This window comes from Streptomyces sp. NPDC003943, from assembly GCF_053605265.1.
In genome coordinates this window covers 23646-43162 of record NZ_JBSGIW010000073.1, presented here as the reverse complement: position 1 = coordinate 43162, position 19517 = coordinate 23646, and the positions used below count along the sequence as shown (strand labels likewise).

The following is a 19517-nucleotide window of genomic DNA, read 5'->3' as shown; positions in this document are numbered from 1 at the left end:
GACGCCGAAGGCGTCCCGGAAGACCTCGATGCTCACTGCGCTCCCCGCGCTCCCCGACTTGGTTAGGTTAGCCTGCCCTAAATTAATCTACCAGGCTCGGCCGGGGTCAGGGCGGCCTTCGGCTCGACGGCCTCGGGCTCGCCCTTGCTCTCGGCCTCGGGCTCGGCCTTGCCCTCGGGCTCGGTCTCCGTCTCCGTGCCGGTCTCCGCGTGCCGCCGCTCCGCGCGGGCCTGCAGGTTGCGCAGCGCCTCCGCGGCCTTGCGGTACGCCTCCGGGGTCGGCGTGGAGCCGGCCGGGGGCAGGGCCTTGGCCTGGGAGGCGGTGGCCGAGCTGCTCTCCAGGGCGAGGACGCGGCGGCCTTCCAGGGCGCTGGCGCGCTCGGTCTCGGCGGTGGCGTAGCGGCGCAGCAGGTCGGCGTGCTCGCTGCGCAGGCCGGCCAGCTCGACCCGCTTGGCGCGGAGCTTGGCGTCGAGGCGGGTGCGCAGCTCGCGCGACTCCTCCAGGTCGGCCTCGAGCTCGGCGATCCGCTCGTCGTGCTTCCACTGGTCGGCGGTGCGGGCCCGGGTCAGCTCGGCGACCTGGCGGCCGGCGCTCTGGTCCCAACTGCGCATGAGGACGGCACCGGTGACGGCGGCGGCCGCCGCGGCGGCGACGAGCAGCCGCAGCACCAGGGCATCACCGATCAGCCAGGCGCCCGCGGCACAGACGACCGAAGCCCCGGCGACCGCGGAGGGCGGCAGGAGCTTGTGCAGGGGTGGGGAATGGCGGTGACGTCCACGTGGCATGGCCTGAAATTTACCGTGCGTAGGCGCCGTATGGGGGGCCACCCCGGCAATCAGTTGGCGAGTTCTCGCCGTAGCCGGCCCGGGCCGTCCCCATTCCCGGCCGGGCCCGGCCGACTCGCCTTGTCCGGCGCCTACTTCTTGAGCAGCCCCTTCGACTCCAGATAGCTCTTGGCGACGTCCTCGGGCTTCGCGCGCTCCGCGTCCACCTTGCGGTTCAGTTCGGCGAGATCCGCCGTCGTCAACACCTTGGTGATCTTGTCGAGTGCGGCCGCTATCTGCGGCGATCCGGCGTCCTTGGCATTGACGACGGGCAGCACGTTGTCGGCGTTCTGGAGCTTCTTGTCGTCGGTGAGGAAGACGAGTCCGAAGGAGTCGACGGTGGCGTCCGTGGTGGTGGTGAGGACGAGCTGGTCGACCCCGTCCTTGACGGCCTGCTTGGCCTGCGGGGTGCCGACTCCCTTGGGGTCGACGCCGGAGACGTCGATGCCGTAGGTCTTCTTCAGGCCCGGGGCGCAGAAGGGCCGTATCTCGCATTCGTCGCCGGCCGCGATCTTCACCTTCAGCTTGGCGCGGCCGAGATCGGAAAGCGTGCTCAGCTTGTTCTTCTCCGCGAATTCCCGGCTCACGGCGAAGGCGTTCTGGTCGACGGCCCCGCCGACCGCGAGCACCTTCAGTCCGCGCGGCTCGGCGAGCTTCTTCAGGGCTTCGGTGGTGGCGGCCGGGTCTCCGGAGGCGACCGGCTTCCCCTCGGGCGCCTTCGGCCCGTTCACCTTCGCGTTGAGGAATTCCGCGAGCGTCGCCGCGTATTCCGGTACGACGTCGATCTCGCCCTTCTCCAGGGACGGTTCGTAGAGCTCGCGATTCTTCACCGTGGTGACGCTCGCGTCGTATCCGGCGTCGTCGAGGACCTGGGCGTACAGCTCGGCGAGGACCTTCGACTCGGTGAAGGCCGCGGCGCCGACGACGACCGCGCCCTTGCTGCCGCCGCCGCCGTCGCCGGCCGCGGCCGAGCCGCCGTCCTTCGACTTCTCCAGGCTGTCGCCGCCGCAGGCGGTCAGGGACACCGTCAGGGCCGCGAGGCCCAGTACCGCACCCGCGATGCGCGAGTTCCTGCTCACAAGATCACCCATTTCGTTGTTCGACGTCGTTCCGGCGACCGGGGTCACCGCGGGGCCCGGTGGCCGAGGAGCCGGTCGGCGGCCACCAGCAGCGCCTCCACGAGGAGCGCGAGCAGGGCCACGAGCAGGGCTCCGGCGACCACCTGCGGCGTGTTGTACGTGCTGAAGCCGGCCGTGATGATCCGGCCGAGGCCGCCCTGGCCGGCCATCGCGGCGATGGTCGCGGTGGCGACCACCTGCACGGCGGCCGAGCGCAGACCGGTCATCAGCATCGGCCGGGCGAGGGGCAGTTCGACCCCGCGGAAGAGCTGACCGCCGCTCATGCCCATGCCGCGGGCGGCCTCGACGACCGCGCGGTCCACCTCCCGTACGCCCACGTAGGCGTGGGTGAGCAGCGGCGGTATCGCGAACAGGACGAGCGCGATCACCGTCGGTATGTCACCGGCGTTGCGCAGCGGCGACACCATGAACAGGGCGAGCACCGCGAAGACGGGCACGGCACGCCCGGCGTTGGAGACGTTGACCGCGAGCGCGCCGCCCTTGCCGAGGTGCCCGAGCCACAGGCCGAGCGGCAGCGCGACGGCACAGGCGAGCAGCAGCGCCGCCCCGCTCACGTACAGGTGCTCGGCGAGCCGGTGCCACACACCGCTCTCGCCCGACCAGTGGGAGCCGGTGGTCAGCCACGTCCAGGTGTCCGCGAAGACGCCCATCTCACGCACCCCCGCCCGCCGGCGCCCGGCCGCCCGCCGCCCGCGTCCGGGTCCAGGGCGTGAGGAGCCGCTGGAGGCCGAGGAGCAGCAGGTCGGCGGTGACGGCGAGCAGCACGCACAGCACCGCGGCGGTGAGCACCTGCGCCTTGAAGAACGAGGGCAGCGCGTCCTCGATGAGATTGCCGAGGCCGCCGCGGCCGACGAGCGAGCCGACGGTCGTCAGCGCGATCGTGGAGACCGTCGCCGTCCGCACGCCGGCCATCAAGGCGGGCAGCGCGAGCGGCAGTTCGACCTCCCAGAGCAGCCGCCCCGGCCCGTACCCCATGCCGCGGGCCGCCTCCCGGGTCTCGGCGGGCACGGCCGCGAGCCCGGCCAGGACGCCGCGCACCAGGATCGTCAGCGAGTACAGCACCAGTCCGGTGACGACCAGCGCCGACGACAGCCCGAGGAAGGGCAGGAGCAGCGAGAACATCGCGAGCGAAGGGATCGTGTAGAGCAGGGTGGTGAGCCCGAGGACGGGACCGGCGAGCCGCGGCCGGGCCCGCACGAGCAGCGCGAGCGGGAAGGCGACGACGATCCCGAGGAGCACCGACGCGACGGTGATTCCCACATGCTGGATCGTGGCGTCGGTCAACTCCTGGGCGCGGGTGCGCAGATACTCCCCGCAGATCCAGTCGTTCGTCACCAGGCAGTTCGCCCCGGCCATGCGCATGCACCCCCGTCGCCGCGCGCTCGTCGAACATCCGTCTGCGACCCTAACCTCCGCCACTGACAATCACCGGCCATCCCGGCCGAAGTGCCACCGTGTGGAAATACTTCCTTCACACATTGCGGGCCGCAAACGGTAAGAATGGGGAACCATGATCCGGTTCGAGCACGTGACCAAGCGGTACGCGGACGGCACCACGGCCGTCGACGACCTCTCCTTCGAGGTCGCCGAGGGAGAGCTGGTCACCCTGGTCGGCCCGTCAGGCTGCGGCAAGACCACCACGATGAAGATGGTCAACCGGCTCGTCGAACCCACCTCGGGCCGCGTCCTGCTCGGCGGCGAGGACGTCGCCGCCGTCGACCCGGTCCGGCTGCGCCGCACCATCGGCTACGTCATCCAGCAGGTCGGCCTCTTCCCGCACCGCACCGTCCTCGACAACACGGCCACAGTGCCCGCCCTGCTCGGCTGGAAGAAGGCGAAGGCCCGCGAGCGCGCCGCCGAACTCCTCGACCTGGTCGGCCTCGACCCCGGCGTCCACGGCCACCGCTACCCCGAGCAGCTCTCCGGCGGCCAGCGCCAGCGCGTCGGCGTGGCCCGCGCGCTCGCCGCCGACCCGCCCGTCCTCCTCATGGACGAACCCTTCGGCGCCGTCGACCCCGTGGTGCGCGAACGGCTCCAGAGCGAGTTCCTGAACCTCCAGGCCACCGTCCGCAAGACGGTGCTGCTCGTCACCCACGACCTGGCCGAAGCCGTCCGGCTCGGCGACCGCATCGCCGTCTACGGGCAGGGCCGCATCGAGCAGTTCGACACCCCCGCCCGCGTGCTCGGCGCCCCCGCCACCCCGTACGTGGCCGGCTTCGTCGGCGCGGACCGCGCCCTGCGCCGGCTCGCGGTCACCGCGCTGACCGAGGCCGACCTCGACCCCGTACCGGAGCCCGTACCCCCCAGAACGCTCCCCCTGGACTCGTCCCTCCACGACGCGCTCGCCGTCCTCCTCCAGGACGACGCCGGCCGGATCGCGGTGCACGCACCCGGCGACCCGGCCCGGCTGCTCGGCTCGCTCACCGCCGACGGCGTCCACCGGGCCCTGCGGAAGAGCTCGCGGGAACCCGGCCCCGAGGAGCTCGGCCCGGCGGACCTCAGCTCGCGCTGAGCTTTCCGCTCATCCACACCAGGCCCGGCGGGATCTCCCGGTTCCAGGTGTTGAAGTTGTGGCCGCCGCTGTCCAGGATGATCGAGGAGACCTGCGCCGGAGCCTTCACCTTCTTGATGAAGGCCATCGTCCCCTTCAGGTTCCCCTCGCCGTGCTTGGACGTCGTCACCAGGAACGACGCGTCGCCCTGCGGCAGGTGGTCAAGGCTCCACAGCAGGTTCGCCCGCTTCTTCGCGGCGTCGTCGCCCCGGAACAGGTCGCCGGTGGTCACGTCGTCAGCCGCCTTGTAGTAAGCGGAGAAACCGGCGGCCGCCGAGAAACGCTCCGGGTGGTGCATCACGATCTTCAGGGCGCAGTAGCCGCCCGTCGAGTTCCCCATGAAGCCCCAGTTCCGCGCCTTCGTGCCCACCCGGTAGGTGCCCGAGATCGCCTTCGGCAGGTCCTCCGCGAAGAACGTCTCGGTCTGCGGGCCGCCCGGGATGTCCACGCACTCGGTGTCCCGCGGCGGCGCCACCGTCGGACGCAGCATCACCAGGATCATCGGCTGCATCTTCCCCGCCCTGGCCTGCTGGTACGCCGTCTTCGGATACCGCAGGCCCTTCAGCAGGTTCTCCGCCGTACCCGGGTAACCGGTCAGCACCACGGCCGCCGGAAACGTGGCCTTCGCGTACCGGGGCTGGAAGTACTCCGGCGGCAGATACACGTACGCGGGCGAGTCGATCTTCGACTTCGCGCCGGCTATGACCACCTTCTGTATCTGCCCGCCGATCGTGGGCCGGCCGCCGCCCGGCACGCCGTCGAGCGCCTGGGTGCCGACCACCTTCACGTCCTTGGAGCCGCCCGAGTGATCGAGCACCACACCCATGTCCTGCTCCTGGCCGAACAGGTCGGCCCAGGAGCCGTAGAACTGGAAGGTGCTGTTCACCAGCAGACCGACCGAGGCGAACAGGGCCAACTGGGTGGCGAGCAGCGCACCGACGCGCCCCAGGACGGAACGCCAGCCGCCGCGCGCCAGCCGCGGCCACAGCCAGATCGTGGCGCCGAACAGCGCCACGGCCGCGACGACCGCCACCGCGAGAACAGAGTTGCTGGTGAGACCCATGAGACGCCCGAGCTTTCTTCCCTGATATTTCCCTGAGATTTCTCCTGCGGGCAGTGAACCCGCCCCATCGCTGCTCCGTCCTAGAAGGCGCAAACCTCCGGTACGGCCCGATACCAGCCGCGCGGCCCACCGGATCAACGATCTCTCGCGGAACCACGGGAAGCACGGGAAGCGATGTCTGTCACGGTAGATGGGGACAAGTCCGGATCGGTTCCGGATCGTGTACGCCGGATTCTGCGCGGACCCCGACCCGAGAGGGTCCCGGCCCTCGTCGGCACGGCCTGCACGGTGATCGGCCTGGTCGACGTCGCCGCGGGAGTCCTCCCGCGGTTCCGCGCCAGCAGGATGCACGCCGCCGCCGAGGTCCTCCCCGGCACCCTCGGACCGCTCTCCGCGGCACTCTCCCTCAGCGCCGGCATCCTGCTGCTGCTCCTCGCCCACGGCCTCAAGCGCAACAAGCGCCGCGCCTGGCGCGCCGCCGTCGTCCTGCTGCCGCTCGGCGCCGCCGCCCAGCTCACCTGGCGCCACTCCGTCACCGGCGCCGCACTCTCCCTCGTGCTGCTCACCCTGCTCGGTGTGCACCGCGACCAGTTCGCCGCCCTGCCCGACCCGCGCAGCCGCTGGCGCGCACTCGCCAACTTCGTCCTCATGGGCGCCGGCTCCATCGCCCTCGGCCTCGTCATCGTCAGCGCCCACCCGCGCCGCATCATCGGCAGCCCCAGCCTCACCGACCGCCTCGAACACGTCCTCTACGGCCTGTTCGGCGCCGAAGGCCCCGTCGACTACGCCGGCAACACCGGCTGGACCGTCGGCTACCAGCTCGGCGCCCTCGGCATGCTGACCGCCCTCACCACCATCTACCTCGCCTTCCGGCCCGAACACCCGGCCGCCCGGCTCACCGAGGACGACGAAGCCCGACTCCGCGACCTGCTCGCCAAGCACGGCGCCCGCGACTCCCTCGGCCACTTCGCGCTCCGCCGCGACAAGGGCGTCGTCTTCTCCCCCAGCGGCAAGGCCGCCGTCTGCTACCGCGTCGTCTCCGGCGTCATGCTCGCCAGCGGCGACCCCATCGGCGACGTCGAAGCCTGGCCCGGCGCCATCGAACGCTTCATGGACGAGGCCAAGGCCCACTCCTGGACCCCCGCCGTCATGGGCTGCTCCGAGACCGGCGGCCAGGTCTGGACCCGCGAGACCGGACTCGACGCCCTCGAACTCGGCGACGAGGCCATCGTCGACGTCGCCGACTTCTCCCTCTCCGGCCGCGCCATGCGCAACGTCCGCCAGATGGTCAAGCGCATCGAACGCAACGGCTACACCACCAAGGTCCGCCGCGTCAGCGACCTCAGCGACGGCGAACTGGAGCGGGTCCGCCGCGCCGCCGAAGCCTGGCGCGGCACCGACACCGAGCGCGGCTTCTCCATGGCCCTCGGCCGCATCGGCGGCCCCGGCGACGGCGAAGCGGTGATAGCGACCGCCCACAAAGAGGACCCCGACGACCCCACCGGCACCCTGTCCCCCTACGGCGACCTGAAGGCGATCATCCACTTCGTCCCGTGGGGCACCGACGGCATGTCCCTGGAACTCATGCGCCGCGACCGCAGCGCCGACCCCGGCATGAACGAGCTCCTCATCGTCGCCGCCCTGCAGAACGCCCCCCGCCTCGGCATCGAGCGCATCTCCCTCAACTTCGCCATGTTCCGCGCCGCCCTCGCCCGCGGCGAGAAGATCGGCGCCGGACCCGTCCTGCGGATGTGGCGCGGACTGCTCGTCTTCCTCTCCCGCTGGTTCCAGATCGAATCGCTCTACAAGTTCAACGCCAAGTTCCAGCCCCGCTGGGAGCCCCGCTTCGTCGTCTACCGCAAGAGCGGCGACCTGCCCCGCATCGGCTTCGCCGCCATGCAGGCCGAGGGCTTCGTCAACCTCTCCCTCCCCCGGCCCTTCACCCGCCGCCGCCACACCGCCGAACCCCGCCCCTGCGGCCACCTCGTCCCCGCCCAGACGGAACACGAGGCCCACGCCGCCTGAGCCGCCCGCCGAGCCCACAGGGCCCGGCGCACCCGCCGGGCCCTACGCTGGAGACATGAGTACGACGATCGACCGGGGCACGGCGCTCGGCCTGCCGGAGTGGGACCGCTGCGCGGTCATGGGCGTGGTCAACGTGACCCCCGACTCCTTCTCCGACGGCGGCCGCTGGTTCGACACCACGGCCGCCGTCAAACACGGCCTCGACCTCGTCGCCCAGGGCGCCGACCTCGTCGACGTCGGCGGCGAGTCCACCCGCCCCGGCGCCAGCCGCGTCGACGAGGACGAAGAACTCCGCCGCGTCATCCCCGTCGTCCGCGGCCTCGCCGCCGAAGGCGTCACCGTCTCCGTCGACACCATGCGCGCCACCGTCGCCGCCCAGGCCGTCGCCGCCGGCGCCCACCTCGTCAACGACGTCAGCGGCGGCCTCGCCGACCCCCAGATGGTCCCCGCCGTCGCCGCCGCCGAAGTCCCCTTCGTCGTCATGCACTGGCGCGGCTTCAGCGACAACATGAACAGCCTCGCCGTGTACGACGACGTCGTCGGCGAAGTCGTCCGCGAACTCCGCACCCGCATGGAAGCCGTCATCGACGGCGGCATCGCCCCCGAACGCCTCGTCATCGACCCCGGCCTCGGCTTCGCCAAACTCGCCCCCCACGACCTCGCACTCGTCGCCCACCTCCCCGAGCTCCGCGCCCTCGGCCGGCCACTCCTCGTCGCCGCCTCCCGCAAACGCTTCCTCGGCCACGTCCTCACCCGCGAACCCGGCGCCACCCCGCCCCCCGCCCGCGAACGCGACGCCGCCACCGCCGCCGTCTCCGCCCTCGCCGCCCACGAAGGCGCCTGGGCCGTCCGCGTCCACGAGGTCCGCGCCACCGCCGACGCCGTACGAGTCGCCAGAGCCGTCGAAGGAGCCAGGTGACCCCCTCCCACCCCGGCCCCCACCCCCGCGACACCGACCGGGCCGCCGTAGAAGCCGCCAACACCGCCTTCTACGAAGCGATGGAACAAGGCGACTTCGACACCATCACCGAACTCTGGCTCGACGACGGCGCCACCCCCGTCTCCTGCGTCCACCCCGGCTGGCCCGTCCTCAGCGGCCGCGGCGACGTCCTCCGCTCGTACGCCCTGATCATGGCGAACACCGACTACATCCAGTTCTTCCTCACCGACGTCGAGATCTCGCTCGCCGACGACGTGGCGGTCGTCACGTGCACCGAGAACATCCTCAGCGGCGGACCCGCCGAGGACGGCGCCGAGCTCGGCCCCCTCGTCGGCCAGCTCGTCGTCGCCACGAACGTGTTCCGCCGCACGTCGGACGGGTGGAAGGTGTGGTCCCACCACGGCTCCCCCGTCATCCCCGAGAACGACGGCGGCGACGACCAGGAGAACACCGACTGAACCACCCGCCCCCGGCACACCCCCCGGGCGCCGACCCGGCTGTCGGACCCCGCAGGTAGATTCGATGACGGACACCCGGCCGTCCGCACCCGGCTGCGTGGCCACCCGAACTACGACAGCAGGAGTGATTCGCGTGGATCGTGTCGCGCTGCGCGGCCTCAAGGCCCGAGGGCACCACGGCGTCTTCCCCAAGGAGCGCGAGGAAGGCCAGACGTTCATCGTCGACCTCACCCTCGGCCTCGACACCCGCGCCGCAGCCGCCGCCGACGACCTGACGAAGACCGTCCACTACGGCGTCGTCGCCGAAGAGGTCGTCGACGTCGTCCAGGGCGAGCCCGTCGACCTCATCGAAACGCTCGCCGAGCGCATCGCCCAGCAGTGCCTCAAGCACGCCGGCGTCCAGGAGGTCGAAGTCGTCGTCCACAAGCCGGACGCACCCATCACCGTCCCCTTCGACGACGTCACCATCACCATCACCCGGAGCCGCGCATGAAGCCCCAGCACAGCGATCCCACCGTGCAGCCCGTCCCCGCCGCCGTCACCGCGGCCGTCGACGCGGCCGACGTCACCCTCTCCAACCCCAAATGGGCCGTCCTCGCCCTCGGCGCCAACCTCGGCAACCGCCTGGAGAACCTCCAGGGCGCCATCGACGCCCTCGGCGACACCCCCGGCCTCCGCGTCAAGGCCGTCTCCCCCGTCTACGAGACCGAACCCTGGGGCGTCGACCCCGGCACCCAGCCCTCGTACCTCAACGCCGTCATCCTCGTGAAGACCACCCTGCCGCCCTCCTCCCTCCTGGAGCGCGCCCACGCCGTCGAAGAGGCCTTCCTCCGCGTCCGCGAGGAGCGCTGGGGCGCCCGCACCATCGACGTCGACATCATCACGTACGCCGACGTCGTCTCCGACGACCCCGTCCTCACCCTCCCCCACCCCCGCGCCCACCAGCGCGCCTTCGTCCTCGCCCCCTGGCAGGACATCGACCCCGAAGCCGCCCTCCCCGGCCACGGCACCGTCGCCGACCTGCTCGCCACCCTCGGCCGCGCCGGCCTCACGGCACGCGCCGACCTGGAACTCCGGCTGCCCGAGTAGTCGTTAGTCTCGTCAGAGACCGCCCACCCACACGCGACGAAGGACACCCGGTGAAACAACTGCGGCTCAAGGTGCTCGCCGGACTGTTCCTCGCCGCGGGCGTCCTCTCCTGGGGCGCCGCCCGCCTCTGGGACGCGCTCGGCACGCTCCCCAGCGTGCCGCTCGCCGCCCCCATCGTGCTCGCGGTCATCGCCGCCATCCTCGCCGCCACGGCCCTCTCGCTGCGCGCCCGCCTCAAGGCCCAGCGCGAGCGCCGCCCCGGTGCCAAGGGCGTCGAACCCCTCATGGCCGCCCGCGCCGTCGTCTTCGGCCAGGCCAGCGCCCTCGTCGCCGCCCTCGTCGCCGGCATGTACGGCGGCACCGGCGTCTTCCTCCTCGGCTCCCTCGACATCCCCGCCCGCCGCGACCAGGCCATCTACGCCGGCTTCGCCGTCCTCGCAGGCATCGCCGTCATCGCCGCCGCCCTCTTCCTCGAGCGCGTCTGCAAACTCCCCGAAGACACCGACCACCACAACGGCACGGGCCACGCCCCGGTCTCCTGAAAACCGGGGCGACCAGCCCCGCCCGGGTGACACGACGCTCCTCAGGGGAGAGGGGTGACCGGCATGCGCGCGAAAGCCGTACGCCGCAAGGCGTTCGGCCCCGTCCCCCGCTTTCGGACCTTCGAATGGCGCCGGGGCTTGTGGCGGCCGCAGTGATCTACGTGCCGGTCCTCGCCGTGGGGGCCCTGAGGGCTCTGCCCTAAGCGCCACCCGCCCCGCCTACCAGGGCTCACGCACCAGATGCCCGTTCACCAGGAACGTGGGGTGCGGGGACAGCTTGTAGTTGTAGAAGGTGAAGGGCTTTGCGCCGAGCGCGGGGCGAGGGCGGACCTCGTGGACCTGGACCCAGGAGGACTCGGGCGGGGCGGTGGGGTGGTGCTCGGGGGTGAAGGTGCCGCGGCCGGCCCAGCGATTCGATACGTAGAGCCGAGAGACCAGCCCGCGCTTGGAGGGCGTGAACCGCGCCCCGATGATCCGCGCCAGCTCGGTCAGAAACGGAACGTTGGCGCTCGTGATCACGCGACCCCAACCGTGCTTGAGCTCACAGCCGTCGCCGTCGATGTACCCGTCCAGGAACCCCTGAAAGGTGCAGATGTCCCGCAACACCACCCGCGGAAAGCCCTGTCGCATGTGGTGGGCATCCCCGCCGACGTAGTGCCTCATCGCGTCGGAGAGCAGTGAGGAGACCACACGGACCCGGAAGCCTGGCAAGTCCCGCTTCAGATAGCCGGACGGCCTGGTGATGGCTTCCAACCGTGCAGGAAGCCCTGTGCAGGCCGTGAGAGCGGCCGCATACCGGGTTGCGAAGTCCTCCTCGTTCACGATCAGCGACACGTAGTTCTTGCCGACCGTCCCGTCGGCGCAGGTGGCGCCGACGAAGTACCCGAACTCGTAGCCCGGCCTGATCGTGAACCGCTCCCGACACAGCTTCCGCGCTGGTGTCCAGGCGATCACCGCCCCTGCCGCGTCCCGTGCGTGCGTCCAGCCGTTCGGCGTAGCCAGCAGCAGATCCGGGCTGGCGGTGAAGGTCATGCGGTCCGTGACCACATCGACGGCCTCACGTCCCTTGACCGCTGTCACCCCCGTGACCGTGGTCTGCGCCGCTCTGGCCCTGTCCAGCGTCCACATCGCGGCGCCCGGAGCCACGTTCTTCGCCTGGACGCAGCCGTCCACCAGGTTCACCAGCATCTTGCTGGACAGCCCGTACCCCATACCGATCCCCCTTGATCAGCGGTCACTCCACTGATCAGGACGGTATGGAGCAGGGCGGACACTCCGCTACTAACGGGCCAATATCAGGGACATAGCCTCAGCGCGTGTAGTAGCGTCACGAAGTTGGCCACGTACCGCCGAGGTCGTCGTCTTCGCGCCCGGCTTGCGAATGCCGCGCAGCGACATGCACATGTGCTCGGCCTCGATCACGACAATCGCGCCGCGCGCGTCGAGGACCTCCATGAGCGAGTCGGCGATCTGCGTTGTCAGCCGTTCCTGCACCTGCGGGCGGCGAGCATAGACGTCGACCAAGCGTGCCAGCTTCGACAGGCCGGTGATTTTGCCCGATTCTGCCGGAATGTAACCAATGTGAGCTACGCCATGAAATACCAGCAAATGATGTTCGCACATCGAAGTCAGTTCGATGTCCTTCACGAGGACCATCTCGTCGTGCCCCAGGTCGAACGTCGTCGTCAGCACGTCCTCGGGCTTCTGCCACAGCCCCGCGAAGAGCTCCTTGTACGCCCGCGCCACCCGCGCCGGGGTCTCCTTCAGTCCCTCGCGGTCCGGGTCCTCACCGACCGCGATGAGGAGCTCCCGTACGGCGTTCTCGGCGCGCTTCTCGTCGAAAACGCCGATCGTGCCCTCGCCGTCCAGCGTCACCGGGTCGGTCATCTGTGCCTCGTTCCGTCTGTCTGACTAGGCGCGAAAAGAGCCGCGCCCCCACAGGCTAGAACCTGTGGGGGCGCGGCTTCCATTCCGGGACCCGTCCGGGAGCCGTGGAGCCTACGGCTCCGGGGTGTCCTCCGGGGCGATCTCCAGCGACTTGGTGGTGTCGACCGGGGTGGTCGCCGCCGAGGAGCCGTTGGCGCTGTTGGTCAGGGCCAGCTCCTTCGGGGAGAGGACCGGCGGGCGGGTGGACGGGGTGCGGCGGGCCGAGCCGGTCCAGGCCGGGCGGGCCGGGCGCTTGACGATGGGGGCGAAGATCTCGGCGATCTCCTCCTTGCCCAGGGTCTCCTTCTCGAGGAGCGCCAGGACGAGGTTGTCGAGGACGTCACGGTTCTCGACGAGGATCTCCCACGCCTCGTTGTGCGCGGTCTCGATGAGCTTCTTGACCTCTTCGTCGACCAGCGCGGCGACCTCTTCCGAGTAGTCGCGCTGGTGCGCCATCTCACGGCCGAGGAAGGGCTCGGTGTTGTCGCCGCCGAACTTGATGGCGCCGAGCCGCTCGGTCATGCCGTACTGGGTGACCATCGCGCGGGCCGTGGCGGTGGCCTTCTCGATGTCGTTGGCGGCGCCGGTGGTCGGGTCGTGGAAGACCAGTTCCTCGGCGGCGCGCCCGCCCAGCATGTAGGCGAGCTGGTCGAGCATCTCGTTGCGGGTGGTCGAGTACTTGTCCTCGTCGGGCAGGACCATGGTGTAGCCCAGGGCCCGGCCGCGGGACAGGATGGTGATCTTGTGGACCGGGTCGGAGTTCGGGGAGGCCGCCGCGACCAGGGCGTGGCCGCCCTCGTGGTACGCGGTGATCTTCTTTTCCTTGTCCGACATGATCCGGGTCCGCTTCTGCGGACCGGCGACGACGCGGTCGATGGCCTCGTCGAGCGCCTTGTTGTCGATCAGCTTCTTGTCCGAGCGGGCGGTGAGGAGCGCCGCCTCGTTGAGGACGTTGGAGAGGTCGGCACCGGTGAAGCCGGGGGTGCGGCGGGCGACGGCGCCGAGGTCGACGTCCGGGGCGACCGGCTTGCCCTTCTGGTGGACCTTGAGGATCTCCAGGCGGCCCTGCATGTCCGGGCGGTCGACGGCGATCTGCCGGTCGAAGCGGCCCGGGCGCAGGAGGGCCGGGTCGAGGATGTCGGGCCGGTTGGTGGCGGCGATCAGGATGACGCCGCCCTTCACGTCGAAGCCGTCCATCTCGACGAGCAGCTGGTTGAGGGTCTGCTCGCGCTCGTCGTGTCCGCCGCCGAGGCCGGCGCCGCGGTGGCGGCCGACCGCGTCGATCTCGTCGACGAAGACGATGGCGGGGGCGTTGGCCTTGGCCTGCTCGAAGAGGTCGCGGACGCGGCTGGCGCCGACGCCGACGAACATCTCGACGAAGTCGGAGCCGGAGATCGAGTAGAACGGCACTCCGGCCTCGCCGGCGACGGCGCGGGCGAGGAGGGTCTTGCCGGTTCCGGGCGGGCCGTAGAGCAGCACGCCCTTGGGGATCTTGGCGCCGACGGCCTGGAACTTGGCCGGTTCCTGGAGGAACTCCTTGATCTCGTGGAGTTCCTCGACCGCCTCGTCCGAGCCCGCGACGTCGGCGAAGGTCGTCTTGGGGGTGTCCTTGGTGATGAGCTTGGCCTTGGACTTCCCGAAGTTCATGACGCGGGAGCCGCCGCCCTGCATCTGGTTCATCAGGAAGAGGAAGACGACCACGATGAGGACGAAGGGCAGCAGGGAGAGCAGGACCGAGATGAAGGGGGACTGCTTCGTCGGGGAGACGGTGTAGCCGCCCTCGATCTGTCCCGCCTCGAACTTCTCCTGCAGCTTGTCGGCCAGGTCGGCGCCCTGGGTGCCGATGTAGCTGGCCTGGACCTTGCCGCTCTTGTCGATCTTCTGGCCGTCGACAAGCGTGATCTTGACGACCTGCTCGTCACCGGTGGTGAGCTGTGCGGATTTGACCTGGTTCTTGTCGATCGCCTGGACGACCTTGCCGGTGTCCACCGTCTTGTAGCCCTCGGACGAGCCGACGACCTGCATCAGCACGACCACGGCGAGGACGGCCAGCACGATCCACATGACCGGCCCACGGAAGTATCGCTTCACGTCCATCCATACGGGGCGCACTTGCCGCCCCGTCCCTCCTGCCCGTAGGTGAGTGCTGCTGTGAGTAGCTGCGGTGTGAAAAAGCTGTTCTTCGGACGGTACCCCAGCATTGGCGCCCGCGGCCGTCCTCCCTCGCTTCTGCTTGGTTCAACGGAGGGAGGGCGGCGCGGGTTCCCCTGGGGGAGTTGGGTCCTCAGCCGCCGTAGACGTGCGGGGCGAGGGTGCCGACGAAGGGGAGGTTGCGGTACTTCTCGGCGTAGTCCAGGCCGTATCCCACGACGAACTCGTTGGGGATGTCGAAGCCGATCCACTTGACGTCGATGGCGACCTTGGCGGCCTCCGGCTTGCGCAGGAGGGTGACGACCTCGAGGGAGGCCGGCTCGCGGGAGCCGAGGTTGGACAGGAGCCAGGACAGGGTCAGGCCCGAGTCGATGATGTCCTCGACGATCAGGACGTGCCGGCCCTTGATGTCGGTGTCGAGGTCCTTGAGGATGCGGACCACGCCGGAGGACTGGGTGCCGGCGCCGTAGGAGGAGACGGCCATCCAGTCCATGGTGACGGGGTTGGACAGGGCGCGTGCCAGGTCCGCCATCACCATCACGGCGCCCTTGAGGACGCCCACGATGAGCAGGTCCTTGCCCGCGTACTCCGCGTCGATCTTCGCGGCCAGCTCGGCGAGCTTCGCGTCGATCTCTTCCTTGGTGATGAGCACCGACTGGAGGTCGGTGCCCATGTCCTTCTCGTTCACCCGGGTCACTTTCGTTGCAGCTTGCGACTTTGCGGTCAGCCTTGCCGAATGACCAGTCTGCCACCCTGCCGCAGTGCCTCGACGCGTCCGGGCAGGTTGATGGCTCCCTGGCCGCGCCAGCCGGTGACGAGCCGGTCGATTTCTTCGATGTGCCGGGCGAAGAGGGAGCCGGCCGGGGCGCCCTCGGCGATGACGGCGCGGCGCAGGACGCGGCGGCGTACGGCGGGGGGCAGGCCGAAGAGCTTGGCGCATTCGAGGCGGCCGGCTTCGTCGCGTACGTCGGTCTCGGCGTCGGCGGCCCAGGCGTCGAGGGCGTCGGCGTCGTCGCGGGAGAGCTGGGCCGTTCGGGCGAGGGCTTCGACGACTCCCTTGCCGAGGGCTTTCTCGAGGGCGGGGAGGCCTTCGTGGCGGAGCCGGCTGCGGGTGTAGGCGGGGTCCGCGTTGTGGGGGTCGTCCCAGACGGCGAGTTCCTGGGCGATGCAGGCCTTGCGTACGGTCTGCCGGTCGAGCTCCAGGAAGGGGCGGCGGTAGCGGCCGGCGGTGCCGGAGACGGCGGCCATGCCGGAGAGGCTGCGGATGCCGGAGCCGCGGGCGAGGCCGAGGAGGACGGTTTCGGCCTGGTCGTCGCGGGTGTGGCCGAGCAGGACGGCGGTGGCGCCGTGGCGTTCGGCGGCGGCGTCGAGGGCGGCGTAGCGGGCGTCGCGGGCGGCGGCTTCGGGGCCGCCGTCGCGGCCGACGGTGACGGCGACGGCTTCGACGGGGTCGAGGCCGAGGGCGGTCATGCGGTCGGCGACTTCGCGGGCGCGCTGGTCGGAGCCGTGCTGGAGGCCGTGGTCGACGGTGATGCCGCCGGCGCGCAGGGGGAGCTTGCGGGCTTCGAAGGCGAGCGCGGAGGCGAGTGCCATGGAGTCGGCGCCGCCGGAGCAGGCGACGAGCACCAGGGGCTGGGTGCCGGCGGGTGTGCCGGGGCGCTGGGGGGAGCGTTCGGCGGGGTGCTCGGCGGGGTGCTGGGAGGAGTGCTCGGGGGTGTGCGCGGTGAGGACGTCGTGGAGTACGCGGCGGACCGCCAGGCGTATCGCCGCGACCGCAGGATGGGGACCCATGTCCGGTGCCCTTCGTGGAGAGAGTGGGGTGCCTCGGTCGGAGTCTTAACGGTCGGAAGTGGGGGTTCGGTCACTCAGAGTGCGTCGATGGTGACAGAACCTGGCCGTTACCCGAGCATTGCACGCCCCACCCGCCGTCTACGGTCCCTCGGACGGGTGATTGGTGGGGTGTTCTTCCGTCTTCCGACGCTTCCGTCTCATGAGTCTGCCTTACGGTGCACCCTCGCCACCCAGTCGGCCGGCTTGGCGATCTCGGCCTTGGTGGGGAGGGTGTTGGGGGAGGTCCAGACGCGGTTGAAGCCGTCCATGCCGACCTGGTCGACGACGGCGCGGACGAAGCGTTCGCCGTCGCGGTACTGGCGGAGCTTGGCGTCGAGGCCGAGGAGTCTGCGCAGGGCGAGGTCGAGGCGGGAGGCGCCGCGGGCGCGGCGCTGCTGGAACTTCTCGCGGATCTCGGCGACGGAGGGCACGACGTCGGGTCCGACGCCGTCCATGACGTGGTCGGCGTGGCCTTCGAGGAGGGACATGACGGCGGTGAGGCGGCCGAGGATCTCGCGCTGTTCGGGGGTCTGGACGAGTTCGACGATGCTGGGTCCGGGTTCGCCCTGTTCGCCTTCGGGGCGGTTGCCGCCGGCGAGGGCCTGGGCTGCTTCGCGGAGCCGTTCGACGACGGTGGAGGGGTCGATGTCGGTGGCGGCGAGGAAGGACTGGATCTCGCCCTGGAGGTGGTCGCGGAGCCAGGGGACGGCGGTGAACTGGGTGCGGTGGGTCTCCTCGTGGAGGCAGACCCAGAGCCGGAAGTCGTGGGGGTCGACGTCCAGTTCGCGTTCGACGTGGACGATGTTGGGGGCGACGAGCAGGAGGCGGCCGCCGCCGGCGGTGCCTGCGGGGAGTTCGCGGGTGGCGGGGGCGAAGGTCTCGTACTGGCCGAGGATGCGGGAGGCCAGGAAGGACAGCAGCATGCCGAGCTCGACGCCGGTGACCTTGCCGCCGACGGCGTTGAGCATGGAGCCGCCGGTGGTGCCGGAGCGGCGTTCCTTCATCTTGTCGAGGAGCGGGGTGAGGAGTTCGCGGAAGCCGGCGACGTTGGCCTTGATCCAGCCGACGCGGTCGACGACGAGGACGGGCGTGTCGTCGGAGTGATGGCCTTCGGGGATCATCCGGGTGTATGCGCGGACGTGTTCCTCGGCGGCCTTGGCGTGTCTGCGGAGCTCGGCGACGACGTCGCGTGCTTCCTCCCGGCTCACCTCCGGGCCCGGGCGGACCAGCCGGGTCGCCGTCGCGACGGCGAGATTCCAGTCGACCATCCCCGATGTCCCTGCACCACCGATGCTCGTCATGCGTCAACCGTACGTTCTCGGCGCCCGTTCGGTGAGGGTTCGGGCGAGTATTCGCCCGGGTCAGGGACGGGTTCGGGGGTGGTTCGGGGCGGAATTCGGGGCCGGTTCGGGGCGGCCACGGGGCGTGTTCCGGGCGGAACGGGTAGGGGGCTCAGCGGGGCGGGGCCAGGGCGGCGCCGAGCCGGTCGAGGGCGGACTGGGCGGCGTCCGGGGAGTTCGTACGGCCGGCGAGGAAGGCGAAGGCGAGGAGGCGGCCGTCGGCGGTGACGACGGTGCCGGCGAGGGTGTTGACGCCGGTGAGGGTGCCGGTCTTGGCGCGGATCAGGCCGGCGCCGACGGCGGCGGGGCCGTCGGCGAAGCGGCCGGCGAGGGTGCCGCTGAAGCCGCCGACGGGCAGTCCGGTGAGGACGGGGCGCAGTTCGGGGTGGGCGGGGTCGGCCGCGCGGGTGAGGATGCCGGTGAGCAGGGCGGCGGAGACCCGGTCGCGCCGGTCGAGGCCGCTGCCGTCGGCGAACCGGGTGCCGGCGAGCGGGAGGCCGAGCCGGGCGAGTTCGTCGTGGACGGCCTTCTCCCCGCCGTCGAGGCTGGCGGGCTGCTTGTGGGCGAGGGCGGTCTGGTGGGCGAGGGCCTCGGCGAGGTCGTTGTCGCTGTGGGTGAGGGTGCGTTCGACGAGGTCGGCGAGGGGTGCGGAGTCGGTACGGGCGAGGGGTGCGGCCTGGGGGCCGCCGGGGGCCTTGCCGGGCCTGGGGTCGCCCTGGAGGGTGACGCCGGCCTGCTTCAGCAGGCGGGCGAAGGCGGCGGCGGTGTCGCCGGCGGGGTCGGCGGTGCGCGGCGCGGGCCCGCTGTGGCTGTGGTCGAGGCGGCCCTCGTCGGTCATCAGGGCGCTGAGCGGGGCGATGTTCTCGTTGGGGCCGATGGGGTGGCGGGCGGGGCCCTGGTAGAGGCTCGTGTCGTAGGCCAGCCGTACGGGTGTGGTGGCGGTGCCGGTGCCGCGGGCCTTGAGGGCGCGGGCGGTGGCGTCGGCGAGGGCCTTCAGGCGGGCCTTGTCGAGGGTGGGGTCGCCGCCGCCGGCGAGGGTGACGGTGCGGCCGTCCGGGGTGGCGACCGTGCGGGTCGTGATGCGGTGGTCGGGGCCGAGGGCGGAGAGCGCGGCGGCGGTCGTGGCGATCTTGACGACGGAGGCGGGCGTCATCGGGGTGCCGGCGCCTTCTCCGTAGAGCTGGCGGCCGGTCTCGGTGTCGACGACGGAGGCGGTGCGCAGCGGGCCGAGGCCGGGGTCGGCGAGCAGGGGTACGAGGACGGCGGCGAGGTCGTCGCCCGTGCGGGTGGTCGTCCTGGCCGTGTCCGCGGGGCTCAGGGCGCGCAGGACGCCGGGGGCGCTGGGGGCGGGGGCCGGGCGGTGCGGGGCGGCGGCGCCGGGGGCGCCCGCGTGATGTGCGCCACCTCGGGCGTCGGCGGTGACCGCGCGGGCCCGCTCGGCCTTACGCTGACCGGAGTCCCACGGGCCGGCCACGGCCACCGCTCCGGCGGCCAGGGCCAGACCGAGCACGGCGGAGCCCGCCACGACCTGCCAGGTTCTCGGCTCCGGCATGTGATGACCAGCCCCTTTCGCGATCAAGAGCGTGCGTGAGAGACACTTAACCACCGCGCGTCGTCGCGAGCATTGACATGTGTTGAT

Annotated in this window: 18 protein-coding genes and 1 pseudogene; 7 read left to right on the top strand and 12 right to left on the bottom strand. The window is 71.2% G+C overall.

The window, feature by feature from the left end:
• Nucleotides 1–107: 107 nt before the first annotated feature.
• The 4 genes and pseudogenes from ACWEV0_RS26340 to ACWEV0_RS26325 all read right to left on the bottom strand — a co-directional run.
• Nucleotides 108–785, bottom strand: a pseudogene (locus tag ACWEV0_RS26340) (hypothetical protein); the annotation flags it as partial.
• 131 nt (nt 786–916) lie between these two features.
• On the bottom strand, nt 917–1915 hold the full coding sequence (locus ACWEV0_RS26335) for an ABC transporter substrate-binding protein (protein WP_453151953.1): 999 nt from the start codon (nt 1913–1915) through the stop codon (nt 917–919).
• Between the two features lie 32 nt (nt 1916–1947).
• Nucleotides 1948–2613: an ABC transporter permease gene (locus ACWEV0_RS26330; protein ID WP_453151952.1), complete on the bottom strand. Its 666-nt coding sequence runs from the start codon at nt 2611–2613 to the stop codon at nt 1948–1950.
• Between the two features lies 1 nt (nt 2614).
• The gene (locus tag ACWEV0_RS26325) at nt 2615–3319 is read right to left on the bottom strand and encodes an ABC transporter permease (protein ID WP_453151951.1); all 705 of its coding nucleotides are present in this window, start codon (nt 3317–3319) and stop codon (nt 2615–2617) included.
• A gap of 154 nt (nt 3320–3473) precedes the next feature.
• On the opposite strand from ACWEV0_RS26325, the gene ACWEV0_RS26320 reads away from it, so the two are divergent.
• Nucleotides 3474–4475, top strand: a complete 1002-nt coding sequence (locus ACWEV0_RS26320; protein WP_453151950.1) for an ABC transporter ATP-binding protein — start codon at nt 3474–3476, stop codon at nt 4473–4475.
• Here ACWEV0_RS26320 and ACWEV0_RS26315 read toward each other — a convergent pair.
• Nucleotides 4462–5577: an alpha/beta hydrolase gene (locus tag ACWEV0_RS26315; protein ID WP_453151949.1), complete on the bottom strand. Its 1116-nt coding sequence runs from the start codon at nt 5575–5577 to the stop codon at nt 4462–4464. The two genes, ACWEV0_RS26320 and ACWEV0_RS26315, sit on opposite strands and share 14 nt — an antisense overlap.
• 174 nt (nt 5578–5751) lie before the next feature.
• Between ACWEV0_RS26315 and ACWEV0_RS26310 the strand changes: the two genes are divergently transcribed.
• The 6 genes from ACWEV0_RS26310 (at nt 5752) to ACWEV0_RS26285 (ending at nt 10631) form a co-directional block, all read left to right on the top strand.
• Entirely contained in the window at nt 5752–7602 is a 1851-nt protein-coding gene (locus tag ACWEV0_RS26310) for a phosphatidylglycerol lysyltransferase domain-containing protein (RefSeq protein WP_453151948.1), read from the top strand.
• Between the two features lie 55 nt (nt 7603–7657).
• The gene (gene folP, locus ACWEV0_RS26305; RefSeq protein WP_453151947.1) at nt 7658–8521 is read left to right on the top strand and encodes a dihydropteroate synthase; all 864 of its coding nucleotides are present in this window, start codon (nt 7658–7660) and stop codon (nt 8519–8521) included.
• Complete coding sequence (locus tag ACWEV0_RS26300) at nt 8518–9000, top strand: nuclear transport factor 2 family protein (RefSeq protein ID WP_453151946.1); 483 nt, start codon at nt 8518–8520, stop codon at nt 8998–9000. Before folP ends, ACWEV0_RS26300 begins: the two co-directional genes overlap by 4 nt.
• 133 nt (nt 9001–9133) lie before the next feature.
• Nucleotides 9134–9493 carry a dihydroneopterin aldolase gene (gene folB, locus ACWEV0_RS26295; protein WP_365345939.1) on the top strand — a complete coding sequence of 120 codons (360 nt, stop codon included), beginning with the start codon at nt 9134–9136 and terminating at the stop codon, nt 9491–9493.
• On the top strand, nt 9490–10089 hold the full coding sequence (folK, locus tag ACWEV0_RS26290) for a 2-amino-4-hydroxy-6-hydroxymethyldihydropteridine diphosphokinase (protein WP_453151945.1): 600 nt from the start codon (nt 9490–9492) through the stop codon (nt 10087–10089). The genes folB and folK overlap by 4 nt, the downstream gene beginning before the upstream one ends.
• A gap of 50 nt (nt 10090–10139) precedes the next feature.
• The gene (locus ACWEV0_RS26285) at nt 10140–10631 is read left to right on the top strand and encodes a DUF3180 domain-containing protein (protein WP_453151944.1); all 492 of its coding nucleotides are present in this window, start codon (nt 10140–10142) and stop codon (nt 10629–10631) included.
• A gap of 219 nt (nt 10632–10850) precedes the next feature.
• On the opposite strand, the gene ACWEV0_RS26280 is transcribed toward ACWEV0_RS26285, so the two are convergent.
• The 7 genes from ACWEV0_RS26280 to dacB form a co-directional block, all read right to left on the bottom strand.
• Entirely contained in the window at nt 10851–11843 is a 993-nt protein-coding gene (locus tag ACWEV0_RS26280) for a hypothetical protein (RefSeq protein ID WP_453151943.1), read from the bottom strand.
• A gap of 69 nt (nt 11844–11912) precedes the next feature.
• Nucleotides 11913–12518: a GTP cyclohydrolase I FolE gene (gene folE, locus ACWEV0_RS26275; RefSeq protein ID WP_453151942.1), complete on the bottom strand. Its 606-nt coding sequence runs from the start codon at nt 12516–12518 to the stop codon at nt 11913–11915.
• A gap of 111 nt (nt 12519–12629) precedes the next feature.
• The gene (gene ftsH / locus ACWEV0_RS26270) at nt 12630–14654 is read right to left on the bottom strand and encodes an ATP-dependent zinc metalloprotease FtsH (RefSeq protein ID WP_403793751.1); all 2025 of its coding nucleotides are present in this window, start codon (nt 14652–14654) and stop codon (nt 12630–12632) included.
• A gap of 187 nt (nt 14655–14841) precedes the next feature.
• Entirely contained in the window at nt 14842–15381 is a 540-nt protein-coding gene (gene hpt / locus ACWEV0_RS26265; RefSeq protein ID WP_403794870.1) for a hypoxanthine phosphoribosyltransferase, read from the bottom strand.
• Between the two features lie 50 nt (nt 15382–15431).
• On the bottom strand, nt 15432–16499 hold the full coding sequence (gene tilS, locus ACWEV0_RS26260) for a tRNA lysidine(34) synthetase TilS (RefSeq protein WP_453151941.1): 1068 nt from the start codon (nt 16497–16499) through the stop codon (nt 15432–15434).
• Between the two features lie 197 nt (nt 16500–16696).
• Nucleotides 16697–17839: a zinc-dependent metalloprotease gene (locus ACWEV0_RS26255; protein WP_453151940.1), complete on the bottom strand. Its 1143-nt coding sequence runs from the start codon at nt 17837–17839 to the stop codon at nt 16697–16699.
• Nucleotides 17840–17990: 151 nt separating this feature from the next.
• Nucleotides 17991–19430 carry a D-alanyl-D-alanine carboxypeptidase/D-alanyl-D-alanine endopeptidase gene (gene dacB, locus ACWEV0_RS26250; RefSeq protein ID WP_453151939.1) on the bottom strand — a complete coding sequence of 480 codons (1440 nt, stop codon included), beginning with the start codon at nt 19428–19430 and terminating at the stop codon, nt 17991–17993.
• Nucleotides 19431–19517: the final 87 nt, after the last annotated feature.